Origin of the sequence: Bacteroides sp. AM16-13 (assembly GCF_003602705.1) — a bacterium.
GTDB lineage: Bacteria > Bacteroidota > Bacteroidia > Bacteroidales > Bacteroidaceae > Bacteroides > Bacteroides xylanisolvens.
This window is the reverse complement of sequence record NZ_QTLK01000011.1, coordinates 72,876-91,319: the sequence shown is the minus strand read 5'-3', so window position 1 is coordinate 91,319 and position 18,444 is coordinate 72,876. Positions and strand designations below refer to the sequence as shown.

General features: G+C 41.4%; 10 protein-coding genes. 8 read left to right on the top strand and 2 right to left on the bottom strand.

Annotation, left to right across the window (positions count from 1 at the left end; all coding sequences use genetic code 11):
- Nucleotides 1-3: 3 nt before the first annotated feature.
- The 8 genes from DW173_RS10925 (at nucleotide 4) to DW173_RS10890 (ending at nucleotide 15,418) form a co-directional block, all read left to right on the top strand.
- Nucleotides 4-3,087, top strand: coding sequence for a SusC/RagA family TonB-linked outer membrane protein (locus DW173_RS10925; RefSeq protein ID WP_008020721.1), 3,084 nt, complete (start codon nucleotides 4-6; stop codon nucleotides 3,085-3,087).
- Between the two features lie 216 nt (nucleotides 3,088-3,303).
- Nucleotides 3,304-4,689: an SGNH/GDSL hydrolase family protein gene (locus tag DW173_RS10920; RefSeq protein WP_008020722.1), complete on the top strand. Its 1,386-nt coding sequence runs from the start codon at nucleotides 3,304-3,306 to the stop codon at nucleotides 4,687-4,689.
- A 170-nt stretch (nucleotides 4,690-4,859) separates the two neighbouring features.
- Nucleotides 4,860-6,167 carry a DUF5005 domain-containing protein gene (locus DW173_RS10915; protein WP_008020723.1) on the top strand — a complete coding sequence of 436 codons (1,308 nt, stop codon included), beginning with the start codon at nucleotides 4,860-4,862 and terminating at the stop codon, nucleotides 6,165-6,167.
- Nucleotides 6,168-6,269: 102 nt separating this feature from the next.
- On the top strand, nucleotides 6,270-8,258 hold the full coding sequence (locus DW173_RS10910; RefSeq protein WP_008020724.1) for a sialate O-acetylesterase: 1,989 nt from the start codon (nucleotides 6,270-6,272) through the stop codon (nucleotides 8,256-8,258).
- Between the two features lie 55 nt (nucleotides 8,259-8,313).
- Entirely contained in the window at nucleotides 8,314-10,587 is a 2,274-nt protein-coding gene (locus tag DW173_RS10905; protein WP_008020725.1) for a GH92 family glycosyl hydrolase, read from the top strand.
- A gap of 30 nt (nucleotides 10,588-10,617) precedes the next feature.
- The gene (locus tag DW173_RS10900) at nucleotides 10,618-12,774 is read left to right on the top strand and encodes a GH92 family glycosyl hydrolase (protein ID WP_004301488.1); all 2,157 of its coding nucleotides are present in this window, start codon (nucleotides 10,618-10,620) and stop codon (nucleotides 12,772-12,774) included.
- Nucleotides 12,775-12,852: 78 nt separating this feature from the next.
- Nucleotides 12,853-13,986 (top strand): glycoside hydrolase family 130 protein, encoded by a 1,134-nt coding sequence (locus tag DW173_RS10895; RefSeq protein WP_008020726.1) that lies wholly within the window; start codon nucleotides 12,853-12,855, stop codon nucleotides 13,984-13,986.
- 49 nt (nucleotides 13,987-14,035) lie between these two features.
- Nucleotides 14,036-15,418: an SGNH/GDSL hydrolase family protein gene (locus DW173_RS10890; RefSeq protein ID WP_004301490.1), complete on the top strand. Its 1,383-nt coding sequence runs from the start codon at nucleotides 14,036-14,038 to the stop codon at nucleotides 15,416-15,418.
- Between the two features lie 213 nt (nucleotides 15,419-15,631).
- On the opposite strand, the gene DW173_RS10885 is transcribed toward DW173_RS10890, so the two are convergent.
- Both DW173_RS10885 and trkA read right to left on the bottom strand, forming a co-directional pair.
- Nucleotides 15,632-17,083 carry a TrkH family potassium uptake protein gene (locus DW173_RS10885; RefSeq protein WP_085929774.1) on the bottom strand — a complete coding sequence of 484 codons (1,452 nt, stop codon included), beginning with the start codon at nucleotides 17,081-17,083 and terminating at the stop codon, nucleotides 15,632-15,634.
- 20 nt (nucleotides 17,084-17,103) lie between these two features.
- Entirely contained in the window at nucleotides 17,104-18,444 is a 1,341-nt protein-coding gene (gene trkA / locus DW173_RS10880) for a Trk system potassium transporter TrkA (protein ID WP_004301492.1), read from the bottom strand.

The window sequence follows — 18,444 nt, the reverse complement described above, 5'->3', positions numbered from 1 at the left end:
ACTATGAAAAGAGTAATAATAACATTCTTATGCCTACTCTGTATTGTACAGGCATACTCCCAATCGTTTACGATAAGTGGTACTATCACCGACAGGGAATCCAACGAGCCGCTTATCGGTGCAGGAATTTTGGTGAAAGGAGTCGGAAGAGGTACCATCACTGATATGGATGGAAAATATTCGTTGGAGGTGAAACGTGGAGAAACATTGGTGTTCTCGTATGTCGGTTATCAAAGTACAGAGATAGCGATAACCAACCAACGCACGCTCAACATCAGCCTGACCGTTTCTGAAGCCAACAACTTGAATGAAGTGCTTGTGGTAGGACACGGTAGTGCTAAACGTATCACTTTGACCGGTGCAGTGAGCGGTATTCAGGCTAGCGAACTACGAAGAGTTCCGACAAGTAATTTACAGAATACATTAGCTGGTAAATTACCCGGATTCTTTAGCCAGCAACGTTCTGGTCAGCCCGGTAAAGATGCTTCCGATTTCTTTATTCGTGGTGTCAGTTCGCTCAATTCGGATGGAAACAAGCCCCTTATTATGGTGGACGATGTGGAATATTCCTATGAGCAACTTTCGCAAATCAATATCAACGAGATTGAAAGTATTTCTATCTTAAAAGATGCTTCGACTACTGCTATCTACGGTATTAAAGGGGCTAATGGTGTATTGGTAGTCAAGACCCGCCGTGGTGAAGAAGGAAAACCTGTAATACATGTACGGGCTGAAGCCGGTGGACAGATTCCGGTTCGTACTCCCAACTTCTTAGATTCATATAATACTGCCTTATTGGTCAATGAAGCGCGTGCTAACGATGGTTTGGCAAAAACATTTACTCAACGTGACTTGGATTTGTTTCAAGACGGTTCCGATCCTTATGGACATCCTAATGTAAATTGGTATGATGAAGTCTTTAAGAAATCGGCTATGCAGTCGAATATTAATGTTGACGTATCAGGTGGTACAAAACGTTTGAAATACTTTGTATCCGGTGGATATTTTTCGCAAGGCGGTTTGGTTCGTAATTTTGATAAATCGGGGGATGATGTGAATACAGGCTATTTCTATCGTCGTTTTGACTATCGTACTAATCTGGACTTCACTGTAACTAATAATCTGACCATGCGCCTGGATTTCAGCTCGCGATTTATGAACATCAACGAACCGAGTAGCTTGAATGCTACAGGAGAAATTTATAACTTTACTGCCATGCACCCATATTCGGCACCGGTCCTTAATCCTGACGGATCCTATGCCTACCTTAGTGATGTAGATGGATATGGCCCTACGCTGAATGCCCGTTTGGCTAACGAAGGTTATACACGTACGCGCCGCAACGATAACAATATCTTGTACGGTGTGAATTGGAAAATGGACTGGCTCACTAAGGGATTATCAGCCAATGCACGTATGGCGTACTCTACTGTTGATGAAAATTTTCGAAAAGTAAGTCGTGGTAAAGATGGCTATCCTACTTATCATTATGATGCCACAACGGAACAATACACCATCAATCCGAATCGTAAATATGCTTATAGCAATTACGCATTGACGGCAGGAACGCATCAAGCTATAAAGAATTTAGATATTCAGGCATCGTTAAATTATGCACGTGTATTTAATGAAGCACACGATGTTAGTGGCATGTTGCTTTATAGTCGTCAAAGTCGCACAGTGGAAGATGAAGGGGAGAAAATTCCTGAAAATTTTCAAGGCTTGACTGCTACTTTAAGCTACAAGTACAAAAACAAATATTTGATAGACTTCAATGCTGCATATAACGGTACCGACCGTTTTGCAGAAGGACATCGTTATGGTGTATTTCCTGCCATTGGCGTGGGGTGGAGTATTTCTGAAGAATCTTTCTTCAAAGATAATATATCCTTTATTCAGTTACTGAAAATCAGAGCGTCTTATGGTATTGTAGGTTCAGACGTAGCAATGGGAAATCGTTACCTCTACAATCAACAATATACTGAAAATGAGAACGCTTATAATTTCGGTCAGACTGATGTGCAATCTAATTCTATTATAGAAGGTGATTTGGGTAATGATAACGTGACATGGGAAAAAGCAAAGAAATTTGATATAGGTCTCGACTTCAATGCATTCGACCGATTGTCATTTACAATTGATTTTTTCTATGATAAGCGATACGATCAGCTGGTGAAACGCAATGATATTCCTCAAATATTAGGAGTTGGAACTTCTCCTATCAATGTGGCACGAACCAGTAATAAAGGGTTTGACGGACAAATAGGATACCAGGATCGTTTTGGGGATTTCAATTTCAATACTAATTTTGTGTTCTCTTATGCCAAGAATAAGATAGAATACAATGCAGAAGCCCAGCAGCGTTACGAATGGTTGTCGGCAACGGGGCGCCCTATTGGTCAACCTTTCGGATATACTTGGATCGGATATTACACTCCTGAAGACGTTGATTTGATTCATGCCGGCGCAGCTAATGCACCTGCTATACCGAATACTGATGTGCCTATACAAGCCGGTGACCTGAAATATAAAGATTTGAATGGAGATGGCGTAATCAATGATTTCGATAAAGGTGCTATCGGCAAGCCTAATCTTCCTAATACAACATTGGGATGGACGATTGGTGGGTCGTGGAAGGGTCTTTCGTTAAGCCTGCTTTTCCAAGGTTCATTTAATTACAGCTTCTCGGTGGTTGGAACAGGTATCGAACCTTTCAAAAGCCAATTTCAGCCTTTGCACCAGAAACGTTGGACATTAGAGCGCTATTTGAACGGAGAGGCTATCGAATTTCCTCGATTGACAAGCAATCCTTCTACGGTGAATAGCGCGGAGTCGTACATGTCAGATTTTTGGCTCATTAATGCTTGGTATATCCGCTTGAAGACAATCGATCTATCGTATCAAGTACCGGTGAAGGTTCTTCCTTCATGGCTGACTAACTTACGGGTTTATATGAATGCTTATAACATGTTTACATTTACAAGTTATGATAAATATCAGCAAGATCCGGAGATCAGTACCAACTCGGCCGGTGATGCGTATATGAATCAGCGTGTATTTAACTTTGGAGTACAACTAACATTCTAGTAAACTGATCATTTTTTAATATCAGTGAAAAGGAGATGTATCATAATGAGAGAACATGGAAAAAGTTATCTTCTTGGTGGTTTAATTCTCTTTTTCTAAATTAATAGAAAGAGTTGCATGACGAATGATAAATAGCATTCGCTTGCAACTCTTTCTAATTAGTGGTTTTTGATTTCTAAATCGTCTTTACTCTATAAACTTTAATAGCATAATATAATGAAACGTATCTTTTTATCAGCCTTAATGGTTTCTATTATCGGTTTTGCAACAGCTGCTGCTCAAACGATTACTCCTTTTCAAAAGGGAGATCGCGTGGCTATAGTGGGTAATAGTATTACAGACGGGGGACATTATCACTCGTATATCTGGCTTTATTACATGACCCATTTCCCATATTCTGAACTGCAAATATTCAACTGTGGTGTGGGAGGAGATACAAGTGAGCATATTTTAAATCGATTGGATGATGATGTATTTGCTAAAAATCCGACAGTACTTACTCTTACTTTTGGAATGAACGACAGTGGGTATTTTGAGTACAACGGTGATAATCCTCAAACTTTTGCTGACCAACGGGTAGCTTTTGCTAAAAAGAATTTCGCAAAAATCCAAGAACGCCTTAAAGGATTGGATGATACCCGGATTGTAATGATTGGCACATCGCCCTACGATGAAATGGCGCAAATAGATAACACGCCATTCAAGAGAAAGAATGAAGCTATCAAGCGTATTATCGAATTACAAAAAGAAGCTGCCTGGCAGAATAAATGGGAGTTTTTGGATTTTAATGCCCCTATGACTGCCATTAATTCTACCGGACAACAGAAGAATCCTGCATTCACTCTTTGTGGCAGTGACCGTATTCATCCCGATAACAATGGTCACATGGTGATGGCGTATCTTTTCCTTAAAGCGCAGGGCATGGTCGGAAAGAAAGTGGCGGACATTTCTATTGATGCCAAAGCCGGAAAAGCAATTTTTACAGAGAATTGTCTAATTTCCAACGTGAAAAAAAATGGTCGTGTATTATCATTTGATTACTTGGCTAATTCATTACCTTATCCGCTTGATACTATTGCAAGAGGTTGGAATATGAAATTTCCTCAATCCGATATTAAGCAAATAATTCCTTCGTTCATGAGTGAAATGAATATGGAACAACTCTCTGTTTCGGGTCTCAAAGGCCAATATCAACTTCTTATTGATGATGAACCTATTGCCGTATTTACAGCCGAATCATTAGCTAGAGGTATAAACTTAGCTGAATGTGTTAACACTCCACAGTATCAACAAGCACTAACTATTATGGCACTCAATGAAGAACGTTGGGAAATTGAACGCCGATTTCGAGATTATGCATGGTTGCAATACAACTTTTTCTTAAAACATGGATTACTCAATGTTAATAACCAAAAGGCGGTTAAGATTTTGTCTGAAAAAGGAATGTCGGATGGATGGGTAAGGAGTAAAGCCGATCTCTACGGGAAAATGATCCACAAAGATGTGCGCGATGCTTACTGGGCAGAAATCAAACTTCTTACCGACAGAATATATGAAATCAATAAACCTGTGATGCACAGAGTTACTCTTACTCCTATTTAAGAGTGATAAAGATTTGTTCCCATTAAACCATCTGAATTTATTCTTATCATAACTATAATCTTGTTCGTTGGCAATATTTTCAATACGGGTTATTTGATGGAATGGGATACTTTGTGCTGTATATGGAAAAATAAAGTAAATAAATAGTAATCTTAAATATCACAATTAACATGAAATCAATTCATCTTATTTTAAGTATTGTTGTTGCACTACTCACCGGAGCATGTGACGCTCAACAAGACCCCTATTACGGTAATTCAGAAGTGAAGATACCTCAAATTGATCCTGATTGGAACCTTAAGTTAATCCCTAATCGGTCAGGACAATATTGGAAAGTGTTTGTTTATAAAGATTTGAAATACAATGCCCTTTTCACCCGTTCATTAGGCTGGAATGGAGGAGATGGTGTGTTCACCACTGGATTGCCTGATGGGAATATATTTTGGTCATTTAATGATAGCTTTTACGGCGTAGTCAACGAGAATCGTTCGCGAGGCAATTGCAGTTTCCCACGTAACAGTATTATGGTACAAACATCTGGCGAGAAGGATGAGAACCTTGTTTGGTTGGCTGATTATGTGCAAACCAATGATCCTAATGCCGATAGATATTATCAAGTACGTACTCACATTCGTCATCCGAAAGCTACACTTTCGGAAGATAAAATACAAGCTGGAGAAATCGACCAGGATTATCTTTATTGGGCAGGAGATGCTACGATATACAATAACCAGATGCAAATGTTGTGGGGAGCTGTTGACAATACCGATGAAAACAACCTGATGCGTCGTTTTGGCACCTGTTTGGTAACTTACAGCTTGGAAGGAAAACCGGGTGATGACACTTACATGAAACTTATCAGTCGCAACGACGACTTCAATGATCATACATTGGGATATGGTGATACTATGTGGGAGGATGAAGACGGACATACCTATCTTTATACAACTTCCAACTATAAAGTAGCCGTAGCACGTACTGCTACGCATGACCTTAGTAGCCAATGGGAGTACTATGTAGCTGATCCGCAAGGGAATTTCTCGTGGACAACAGAGTATCCCTCAACCCAAGATGCAGAATACTCAACGATTATCCCTTTAGAAAGTGGATGTTCCATGCCATGGGTATTTAAGAAAGGAGATACTTACTATATGATCGGGCAATCCATTTGGTTCGGACGGGATGTGTTAATGTTCCGTAGTAAACATCCTTACGGACCGTTTGTTGATCAAAAGACTCTCTTTACATTGCCGGAATTTCTTGATAAGATTGGCGAACAACGTTACCAACACGTTTATATGGTAAATATTCATCCGGCTTTGTCACGTACGGGTGAGTTGGTATTCTCTACAAACACAGACTGTTCCAGCTTCTGGGATAATTTCAATGCACCGGGAAGTGCCGATTTCTATCGTCCTTATTTCTACCGTGTATTTAATTGGGAATCAGTATATGACAATGACGCTCCGCTTGAATAAAGTATCTATGGATGATAGTTTCTAAAAAACGATAGTTTACTATTATAAATAATTGTTTGTTTCTATGCTTTTCAACTTTATTGTAGATTAAAAATCGTAAATATGTATAAGAATATTGCAATCTCTCTGTTCTTTTTCTTGGGGAGTGCTATGCTTTCTGCACAAGTGAATTTGCTCCCGATATTCTCTGATAATATGGTGTTGCAGCAACAGACACAAGCCCCTATATGGGGCAAGTCTAAACCTGATAAGAAAGTAGAAATTATTACTTCATGGGATCAGAGAAGATATACTGTCCAAGCTGATGCACAAGGGAATTGGAAGACTGAAGTCTATACCCCAGTAGCCGGAGGTCCATATACGATAACAATCTCTGACGGAAAACCTATAAAATTGAACAATGTGATGATTGGTGAAGTATGGGTGTGCTCCGGTCAATCCAACATGGAAATGCAGGTAGAAGGTTGGGGTAAAGTGATGAACTATCAACAAGAAAAAGAAGAGGCGAACAATTATCCGAATATTCGTTTCTTATTGGTAGAGAAAGCGACAAGCCCATTACCAATAAATGACATTAAAGCGGCAGGTAATGGCTGGCAGGTTTGCTCTTCCAAAAGTGTGGCAGACTTTTCGGCTGCCGGTTATTTTTTCGGACGCGATTTGCATAAGTATCAGAATGTACCGATTGGATTGATAGATACCTCTTGGGGAGGTACCTATATTGAAACATGGACGAGCAAAGATGCACTGGCAACGATGCCGGATATGCAAAAGAAACTGGATGTACTGAATAAACTCCCGATATCGAAAGAAGATAGGGAGAAGAAATTCCATTCGGATGTAGAAGACTGGAAAAAAGAGATTGAAAAGATTGATAAAGGATTTGTGAACAGTCAGGCTGTATGGGCAACTCCGGATTTTGAAGATAGCGTCTGGAAAACAATGAAAGTGCCTGGTTTGATGCAGGATCAAGGTTTGAAAGGATTCAATGGTATTGTTTGGTTTAGAAAGACAATTGATATTCCGACCGACTGGGCCGGCAAAGAACTGACATTAAATGTAGGGGTGATTGATGATAATGACTTTACTTATTTCAATGGCGTGCAAATAGGACATACTGAAGGATGGATGACACCCAGAAGCTATAAAGTGCCCAAAGAATTGGTGAAAGGTGGCAAGGCAGTGATTGCTGTGCGTGTAATGGATACTGGTGGTACCGGTGGAATTAATGGTAGTCCTGAGAGTATCTCGCTCCATCGTTCTCAAACAGATGTCATACAGTTGGCCGGAGATTGGAAATATCAGATTTCTTTGAATATTAAGGATATTCCACAGATGCCAGTTAATACTGCTAATGAACCGAATGTTCCCAGTTTTCTGTTCAATGCAATGTTGAATCCCCTAATTCCTTATGCTATTAAGGGTGCGATCTGGTATCAAGGAGAGGCTAATACAGGGCAAGCATATCAATATCGCGAATTGATGCCATTAATGATAAAAGACTGGCGGGATCGTTGGGGATATGATTTCCCATTTTATATGGTACAGTTAGCTAGTTTCACAGCTCAACAAACTGTTCCGGTAGACGCAACCTGGGCAGAGTTACGAGAAGCTCAGACAAGAACCTTGCATCTTGCAAATACAGGTATGGCTGTGACAATTGATATAGGTGATGCTTTTGATATTCATCCGAAGAACAAACAGGAAGTAGGAAGACGCTTGGCGTTAGTTGCCCGGGCGCAAACCTATGGAGAAAAGATTCCTTATTCTGGTCCTATGTATGATACTTATCAGATTGAAGGTAATAAGATACGCATTTACTTTAAGCATACAGACGGGGGACTGAAAACTCAAAATAATGAAACTCTAAAAGGATTTACTATCTCTGGCGTTGATCATAAGTTTCACTGGGCTGATGCTGTGATTGATGGTAATTCCATCATCGTCTCATCTCCTGAAGTTGCTTTCCCAATAGCAGTGCGTTATGCTTGGGCAGATAATCCAATTTGTAATTTATACAATGGAGTTAACCTTCCGGCGTCCCCTTTCCGTACAGATGACTGGCAGGGTATTACTTATGGTAATAAATAGATATAGTTGTTTCGATTTGCCAAGTGAAATAGATGTAACACATAAAAAAATAACCATGAACAAGCTCATTTATTTAGTGATCTTCTCTTTTTTCTCAACAGGTATATATGCCCAAATGAAAGACCTTGTGCAATATGTCAATACACTGCAAGGTACCGACTCTCATTTCGGATTAAGTTATGGAAATACATACCCTACTACCGGTATGCCTTATGCCATGCATACGTGGTCTGCCCAAACAGGGAAAAATGGAGAAGGCTGGAAATATCAATATGCGGTAGATAATATCAGAGGATTCTGCCAGTCTCACCAATGCAGTCCGTGGATGAGTGATTATGCAGTGTATTCTTTTATGCCGATGGTGGGGAAATTAGTTGTAAATCAGGAGATGCGGGCAACGAAGTTCAGCCATGATAATGAAATGGCCAAGCCGCATTATTATAAAGTGATGCTGGATAATGGAATTACAACCGAGATGGCTCCAACTACTCGTGGTGTACATTTACGCTTTTCTTATCCCTCTACCGAAGACGCCTATCTGGTAATTGACGGATATACAGATATGAGTGAAATCAAGATTGATCCGGCTAAGAGACAAATCTCCGGTTGGGTGAATAACCAACGTTTTGTAAATAACTCTAAGACATTCCGTAGTTATTTTGTAGTGCAGTTCGATAAAGCATTTGAGGATTACGGTATGTGGGAAAATCAGAAAGATGAGATTTATCCTAAAAAGTTGGAAGGAGAAGGCAAAGGCTATGGTGCTTATATCAAATTTAAGAAAGGATCGAAAGTACAGGCAAAGGCTGCCTCTTCCTATATCAGCGCAGAGCAGGCTGTGATTACACTGAACGACGAACTGGGTAAAGATAAGAATTTGGAAGCCACCAAAATACGTGGACATAAAACGTGGAATGAATTATTGAACAGAATCCAGGTAGAAGGTGGAACAGACGAACAAATGAAAACTTTCTACTCCTGCATGTTCCGTGCCAATCTCTTCTCACGCAAATTCTATGAACGTAAAGCGAACGGAGAACCTTATTATTATAGTCCTTATGACGGTAAAGTATATGACGGATATATGTATACCGATAATGGTTTCTGGGACACTTTCCGTTCTCAATTTCCATTAACTAATATTCTTCATCCTACTATGCAGGGACGTTACATGAATGCCTTGCTTGCCGCACAAGAACAATGCGGATGGTTACCTGCTTGGTCAGCACCCGGAGAAACAGGAGGAATGTTGGGTAATCACTCCATTTCATTATTGGCAGATGCGTGGGCAAAAGGGATTCGGACTTTTGATCCGGAGAAAGCTCTGAAAGCCTACGCACACGAAGCCATGAATAAAGGTCCTTGGGGAGGTGCCAACGGACGTGGTTTCTGGAAAGAATATTTTGAACTGGGATATGTTCCTTATCCGGAATCAATGGGATCGAGTGCACAGACAATGGAATATGCATACGATGATTTCTGTGGCTACCAACTGGCTAAAATGACCGGAAACAAACATTATCAGGAAGTCTTTGCCCGTCAGATGTATAATTATAAAAACGTATTCGATCCGTCTATCGGTTTTATGCGTGGAAAAGGCGTCGATGGTAAATGGCAGGAACCGTTTGACCCGTTGGAGTGGGGTGGACCTTTCTGCGAAGGTAATGCCTGGCATTATACCTGGTCCGTATTCCATGATGTAGAAGGATTAATAAACTTGTTCGGAAGCGACCAAAGATTTACGACCAAAATGGATTCGGTATTCGCCCTTCCCAGCACTATTAAACCGGGAACTTACGGAGGAGTGATCCATGAAATGAAAGAAATGGAATTGGCGGGTATGGGACAATATGCACACGGCAATCAGCCGATTCAGCACATGCCTTATTTGTATAGCTATGCCGGCCAGCCATGGAAAACACAGTATTGGGTGCGTCAGATCGTTGAAAGATTGTATAATTCCACAGAAAGAGGATATCCGGGAGACGAAGACCAAGGTGGTATGTCATCATGGTATATCTTGAGTTCATTAGGTATTTATGCCGTTTGTCCGGGTACGGATGAGTATGTAATTGGCAGTCCATTATTTAAGAAAGCTACTATAACGATGGAAAACGGCAATAAATTCGTGATTGAAGCGAACAACAATAGTAAAGAGAATCTCTATATCCAGTCTGCTACCTTAAATGGACGTGTGTTGGATAAGAATTTTATCAGATACGACGATATAGCAGACGGAGGAATTATCCGTTTTGAAATGGGAAGTCAACCGAATAAAGAACGATGTACGTCGAAGTATGCCGCTCCCTTCTCTTTATCGAAAGAATAAGAAACTAAAAAGATATAAGAAGAATACAGTATGAAAAATAAAATTTTAACAGGTTTATTATTGGTTTTGATTGGAGGGTGGGGGAGTCTCTCGGCGCAGAGCGCTGGGAGTAATTATGCCCGTCAGGTAAATACCCTAATAGGAACGAAGGGCGTGGGTTTGACTTCGGGATATCTTTATCCCGGAGCCACCTATCCTTATGGAATGGTGCAGTTCACCCCCTCTTATTTTTCCAAACGTTCCGGATTCGTCATCAATCAGTTGAGTGGTGGCGGTTGCGAACACATGGGCAACTTTCCCACTTTTCCGGTAAAAGGTAAACTGAAGATGTCTCCGGACAATATTCTCAACTACCGCATCAATATTTCTGAAGAAAAAGGACACGCCGGTTATTATGAAGCAAAGGTGCAGGAAGATATTCATGCAAAACTGACAGTAACTGAAAGGACCGGTATGGCGAGTTATGAATATCCGGCAGATCAGCAATATGGTACGGTAATTATCGGTGGAGGCATTTCCGCAACTCCGATAGAGCAGGCCGCCATCGTTATTACTGCACCGAATAAGTGTGAAGGATATGCAGAAGGCGGTAATTTCTGTGGACTCCGTACACCGTATAAAGTCTATTTTGTAGCAGAGTTTGATACGGATGCGTTGGAATCGGGAACATGGAAAAGAGATGAACTGAAGCCGAACACGACTTTTGCTGAAGGAGAATACTCCGGAGTCTATTTTACTTTTGATGTAAATAAGAAGAAAAATATCCAATATAAGATTGGGGTTTCTTATGTATCAGTAGAAAATGCACGCGAGAATCTGAAAGCGGAGAATACCGGATGGGATTTCCTGCAGATTCAGAATCAGGCAGAATCCAAATGGAATCATTATTTGGGTAAGATTGAAGTAGAAGGAACCAATCCGGATCGTACCACTCAATTTTATACTCATCTGTATCGTTCATTCATTCACCCGAATGTATGCAGCGATGTGAACGGAGAATACATGGGAGCTGACTTCAGAGTGCATAAATCCCGTTCCAAGCACTATACTTCTTTTAGCAACTGGGATACCTATCGTACACAGATTCAACTATTGTCAATCCTTGATCCTGAAGTAGCCTCTGATATTGTTATTTCTCACCAATTGTTTGCCGAAGAAGCTGGTGGTGCTTTCCCGCGTTGGGTGATGGCTAATATAGAGACCGGCGTGATGCAAGGAGATCCGACTCCTATCCTAATATCCAATGCTTACGCTTTTGGTGCCCGCAATTATGACCCGAAACCGATTTTCAAAACCATGAGAAAAGGAGCGGAAGAACCGGGAGCAATGTCACAGGAGGTTGAGGCTCGTCCGGGACTGAAACAGTATTTGGATAAAGGATATTACAACGCTTCTATACAACTAGAATATACTTCCGCTGATTTTGCAATCGCACAATTTGCCTTACATGCCGTAGGAGATGAGTTTGCAAGTTGGCGTTATTTCCATTTTGCACGTTCATGGAAGAATCTGTATAACCCGGAAACCGGATGGTTGCAATCACGTAATCCGGATGGTTCGTGGAAACCACTGACTGAAGATTTCCGTGAATCGACCTATAAGAATTATTTCTGGATGGTGCCATACGATATTGCCGGGCTGATAGAAATCATCGGAGGCAAAGCAGCGGCAGAAAAACGCCTGGATGAATTCTTTACTCGTCTGGATGCCGGTTATAATGATGCCTGGTTCGCTTCCGGCAATGAACCGAGCTTCCACATTCCCTGGATATACAACTGGGTAGGAACTCCCTATAAAGCACAGGAGATTATTAACCGTGTATTGAATGAACAATATTCAAGTAAAATTGATGGTCTGCCGGGTAATGATGATTTAGGGACGATGGGCGCCTGGTATGTGTTCGCTTGTATCGGTCTTTATCCCGAAATACCGGGAGTGGGAGGCTTTACGGTGAACACTCCGATATTCTCATCCGTGAAAGTTCATTTAAAGAAAGGGGATATGGTGATAAAAGGCGGTTCGGAAAAGAATATTTATATCAAGTCCATGAAGCTAAACGGTAAACCGTATGACAGTACATGGATCGATTGGGATCAACTGAATAATGGGGCTACAATAGAATACACTACCTCGTCCAAGCCTGACGTGAAATGGGGAACTAAAGTGACGCCTCCCTCTTTTCCTTAAAGCAAATCAACGAGGTATATAAATTTATGATATAAGATAATTTTGTAAGAGCACTTATTTATAATATCAAACGTAAAAATGAAAAGAAAACTACAAAACATAGCTTATCTACTGATGGCTGCCACATTAATCACTTCCTGTGGCGAGAAGAAGCAAACTGCAGAATTTCCGGATTGGGCGTGGGCAGATTTCCAGCGTCCGGAAGGAATTAATCCGATTATTTCTCCTGACACTACTACCTTTTTCTATTGTCCGATGCGACAGGAGTCAGTAGCATGGGAAGCGAGTGATACGTTTAATCCCGCTGCTACTGTTTATGATGGGAAAGTAGTAGTCCTCTACCGGGCTGAAGATAACTCGGCAACCGGTATCGGATCACGTACCTCCCGTCTGGGATATGCCTCTTCTGACGATGGACTACACTTCAAACGAATGTCCGTACCTGTATTTTATCCGGCAGACGACAGTCAGAAAGAACTGGAAAATCCCGGCGGTTGCGAAGACCCACGTGTTGCTGTAACAGAAGACGGGCTTTACGTAATGCATTACACACAATGGAACCGCAAACAGGCACGTTTGGCAGTGGCCACCTCGCGCGATCTTCAAACGTGGGAAAAACATGGACCGGCTTTCGCAAAAGCATACAACGGAAGATTCATAGATGAATTTTCCAAATCTGCCTCTATCGTAACCCAATTAATCGACGGCAAACAAGTGATTGCCAAGATTGACGGCAAATACTGGATGTACTGGGGAGAAAAGTTTGTGAATGTAGCCACTTCCACAGACCTTGTCAACTGGGAACCGATGTTGGATGAAAATGGAGAATTTCTGAAAGTGATGACTCCCCGCGCAGGTAAGTTCGACAGTGACCTGACCGAATGTGGTCCTCCTGCCATCCTGACTGACAAAGGAATACTGCTGCTTTATAACGGCAAAAATAAATCGGGCGCAGAAGGAGACACACTGTATACAGCCAACTCTTATTGCGCCGGACAAGCTTTATTTGATGCCAAAAATCCTACTAAACTAATCGATCGCTTGGATAAACCTTTCTATATTCCCGAATCAGACTTTGAAAAGAGCGGACAATATCCAGCCGGAACCGTATTTATAGAAGGACTTGTATTCCACAATCAGAAATGGTTCTTATATTATGGCTGTGCCGATTCACGCGTGGCAGTTGCCGTATATGATCCTCTCAAAAAATAAAGAGAACGTTCATAATGAAAATAACAGTTTATAAAATAGAAATTAAGACATGAAAAAACTTTTTGTATTGATTGCAGCGGCTTGTATGACATGTACTGCTGCGTTTGCACAAACTGTGAAACCTTTTAAGGAGGGTGAGAGAGCAGTGTTCCTGGGAAATAGTATAACGGATGGTGGGCATTACCATTCATACATCTGGTTGTATTATATGACCCGCTTTCCAGATATGCCTATCCGTGTTTTCAACGGTGGTATTGGTGGAGATACAGCCTATGATATGAACAAACGTCTGGATGGTGATATTTTTGCTATGAAACCTTCCGTGTTGATGGTTACTTTTGGTATGAATGATTCCGGATATTTTGAATACAACGGTGATAAGCCCAAAGAATTCGGTGAGCAGAAATATCAGGAAAGTATAAAGAATTACCAGCAGATGGAGAAACGTTTTAAAGATCTTCCTGATACCCGTATCGTGATGGTCGGAACTTCTCCGTATGATGAAACCGTACAACTGAAAGAGAATACACCGTTCAAGACAAAAAATGAAACCATCAAACGGCTTGTTGAATATCAGAAAGAATCGGCAGCTAAGAATAATTGGGAATTTACCGATTTAAATGCTCCTATGACAGCTATTAATCAGCAATATCAGCAGAAAGATCCTACCTTTACCCTTTGTGGCAGTGACCGTATTCATCCCGATAACGACGGGCACATGGTGATGGCCTATCTTTTCCTGAAAGCCCAGGGATTTGTAGGTAAAGAAGTAGCGGATATGGAGATTAATGCTAATAAGAAACAAGCCGTTAAGTCGGAAAATTGTACCGTTTCAAATATAAAGAAGAATGGAAAAGATTTGAGTTTTGACTATTTGGCAGAAGCTCTTCCTTATCCTTTAGATACTATTGCTCGTGGTTGGGGACAGAAAAAGAGCCAGGCAGAAGTGCTGAAAGTTGTTCCTTTTATGGAAGAGATGAACCGTGAAACGTTGAAAGTAACAGGACTAAAAGGCAATTATAAGTTGTTGATAGACGATGAAGAAATTGGAACCTGGAGTGGAGATGAACTGGCAAAGGGCATTAATCTTGCTGCTGAATCCAAAACTCCCCAATACCAACAAGCATTGACGGTGATGCACCTGAATGAATATCGTTGGGAAATTGAAAGAACATTCAGAGAATATGCGTGGTGTGAATTCGGCTTTTTCCAGCAAAAGGGATTGTTGTATGCTGACGACAGAAAAGCGATCGAGGTGATGGATGAAAACTTGGATAAAAACGTTTGGTTGAAGGGACGTCGTGATATGTATTCAAAGATGATGTTTGAAGCTGTCCGTGATGCTCGCCAACAGGAAATGGATGTTCTTATCAATAAGATTTATGAAATAAATAAGCCTGTTGTAAGAAAGATTTTACTTAGAAAGATATGATGTGATAACAGCGTAGAAATACGATAGAATACTCACCGTAATGAGAAAGAATTCTCACTGTAATGAGAACTTTTTCTCATTGCGATGAGTATTTTTTCTCATTACAGTGAGTATCATTGAGAATATATGAATAGATAAGTACTCTTTGTAATAGCTTGATAATGTATATCTTATTGTAGCTTTTACATTAAAGAGACTACCTTTATTGAATTCTTAATTCTTTTTCCAGAAATCGGAAGTGAAAAGTAGTAATACTGTAAACAATTCCAAACGTCCCAAGAGCATTAAAAAAGAAAGCAGCCATTTGGCGGCATCAGGCAATTGACTCCATGAAAAAGCCGGGCCGCATGTGCCGAGTCCCGGTCCCATATTACCCATACTTGAGATAACCGTTCCGATTGATTCCAGAAAACCGACTCCCAGCCCCATCATGATAAGTATGCTGATGATAGCGATGACTGCATATAAAAAAGTAAAGGCCAATACTGTAGACTGGATGGAAGGAGGAATAACCTGTTTGTTAACTCGCACCGGGAGCACGGCATTAGGGTGAAGAATATGTTTGAATTCGTTTTTCACAACCTGAAACAGGATAACCATACGAATACATTTTATACCTCCTGTTGTACTGCCGGCACAGGCTCCGATGATCATCACTATTACAAGGCATCCCCAAAGGATAGAAGGCCAAAGCATATAATCGGCTGTGGCAAATCCCGTAGAAGTTTGCAAGGAAATCACTTGGAAAAGTGATTTACGGAACGCTTCTTCTATCTCCATAGAAGAAGTCTGATGAAGCCAGACTGCAATAAATATAGTAAAGAAAGAAACACACCAGAAATAGAATTTTAGCTCTGCATCATGAATGAACTTCTTTATTTTTCCATTGAACATCAACAGTAATAGCGTGAAGTTGATGCCCGAAAGAAACATGAAAATAGAGATTACATAATCTATATAGGGTGAGTGATAATATTCGATACTTGCTTGTTTGGTAGAAAATCCGCCAGTGCTGGTTGTCGTGAAAGCATGGCATATACTGTCAAACACACTCATACCTCCAAATACTAATAAGACAATCAATGTCCCTGTCATTCCGGCATAAATACCCCAAATCCATTTGGCAGTGATACCAATACGGGGATGCACTTTGTCATGAGTAGGACCGCTGGCTTCTGCTGCAAACACCTGAATCCCGCCCACACCGAAAATCGGTAGAACGGCAATGGTGAAGAATACAATACCCAAACCGCCTATCCATTGTGTCATAGCCCGCCAAAAAAGTATTCCATGAGGCATTGACTCTATATTATTCAAGATGGTGGCACCCGTACTGCTGAACCCGGACATCGTTTCAAAAAATGCATCCGTAACACTTGGGATATACCCTCCTATATAATAAGGTAACATTCCGAAAAGGGAAAAGGTGACCCATGCTACACTGACTATGACATATCCATCACGGCGATTCAGGGATTTCACTGCGTCTTTCCCGATGGCGAGCAACAGAATACCGATGCTAGTGGTAATAGCCGATGAAACCAGAAAACTCTGCAAGTCATTCTCCTTATAAAAAAGAGAAACACCCCCACAACATAATAGCATAACTGTTTCTATCAGAAGCAGAAAACCCAGAATCCGGAATATCATCTTCGAGTTAATCATATACAAGTATTTGTTGATACTTAGTGAAAGAACTTCTCAATCTTTTTAATCATCATGCTTAGGCAGAATACGACTACATGGTCGCCGGGGCGGATTTGCGTATCACCTGTCACCAGGATACCTTCTCCGTTACGGATCATTCCTCCGATGGTGGTGCCTTTGGGAAGTCCCAGGTCTTTAATCAGGTGTTTGGTTATTTTGGCCCCTTCCGGTACGGTGAATTCTGCAACGTCCGCATTGGCAAAAGTCAGGCATTTTACATTAGACACGTCGGCGTCCAGCATCATTTGGTAGATATGGCTGGCAGCAATCATTTTTTTATTGATAACCGTGCCGATGTCGAGACTTTCTGCCATACCGATATAGTCGATGTTCTCCACTTCTGCCACCGTCTTTTCCACTCCCATACGTTTGGCGGCAAGACAGGCCAGGATATTCGTTTCCGAGTTGCCGGTCAAGGCTACAAATGCTTCGGTATTCTTTAGCCCTTCTTCGATAAGCAGGTCCATGTCGCGACCGTCTCCGTTGATAATCATTGTTTTGTCATCCAGTAGCTCTGTCAGACGGTTGCAACGGTTCAGGTCATTATCCACTATTTTCACCTGCATATAGTCCGGTACATATTGTGCGGTACGGACTGCGATACGGCTACCTCCCATAATCATTACATTGCGTACGTCGGCATAGTCTTCTTTGCCGGCTATCTTACGTATATAAGGAATGTATTTGCGGGTAGTGGTGAAATAAACAATGTCATGCAATTTAATAACATCGTCTCCGCGAGGGATAATCGTTTCCGTTCCGCGTTTGATGGCCACTACGTGGTAAGGAATGTTGGGACCGCCCAGCTGGTGCAGCGGTATATTCAGGATTTCAGCCTTTTCGCGCATCTTCGTACCAATCAGAACCAGCGAACCTCCGCAGAACTCCCACCATTGGCGTACCCAGCTCATGCGCATGGAAGATACGATTTCTTTAGCAGCCAGCATTTCCGGGTAAATCAGCGAATCTACTCCCAGCTTCTGGAAAAACTCTTTATTTTTGGGTAGAAGATATTCATAGTTGTCGATACGCGCCACTGTCTTTTTGGCTCCCAGGTTGGTAGCCAGCATACAGGCAGTCATGTTGCGGCTTTCGTCCGGTGTGACTGCGATGAACAGGTCGGCTTCTTTGACGCCCACTTCTTTCAATCCGGAGATGGAAGAAGGAGAAGCGGCAACAGTCAGCAAGTCAAAGTTGGCGCTAAGAGCACTTAGTTTCTCTTCGTCATCATCCATCAAGATAATATCTTGCTTTTCGCGCGATAACAGTTTGGCCAAATGGGTGCCTACGTTGCCGGCACCGGCAATAATAATCTTCAT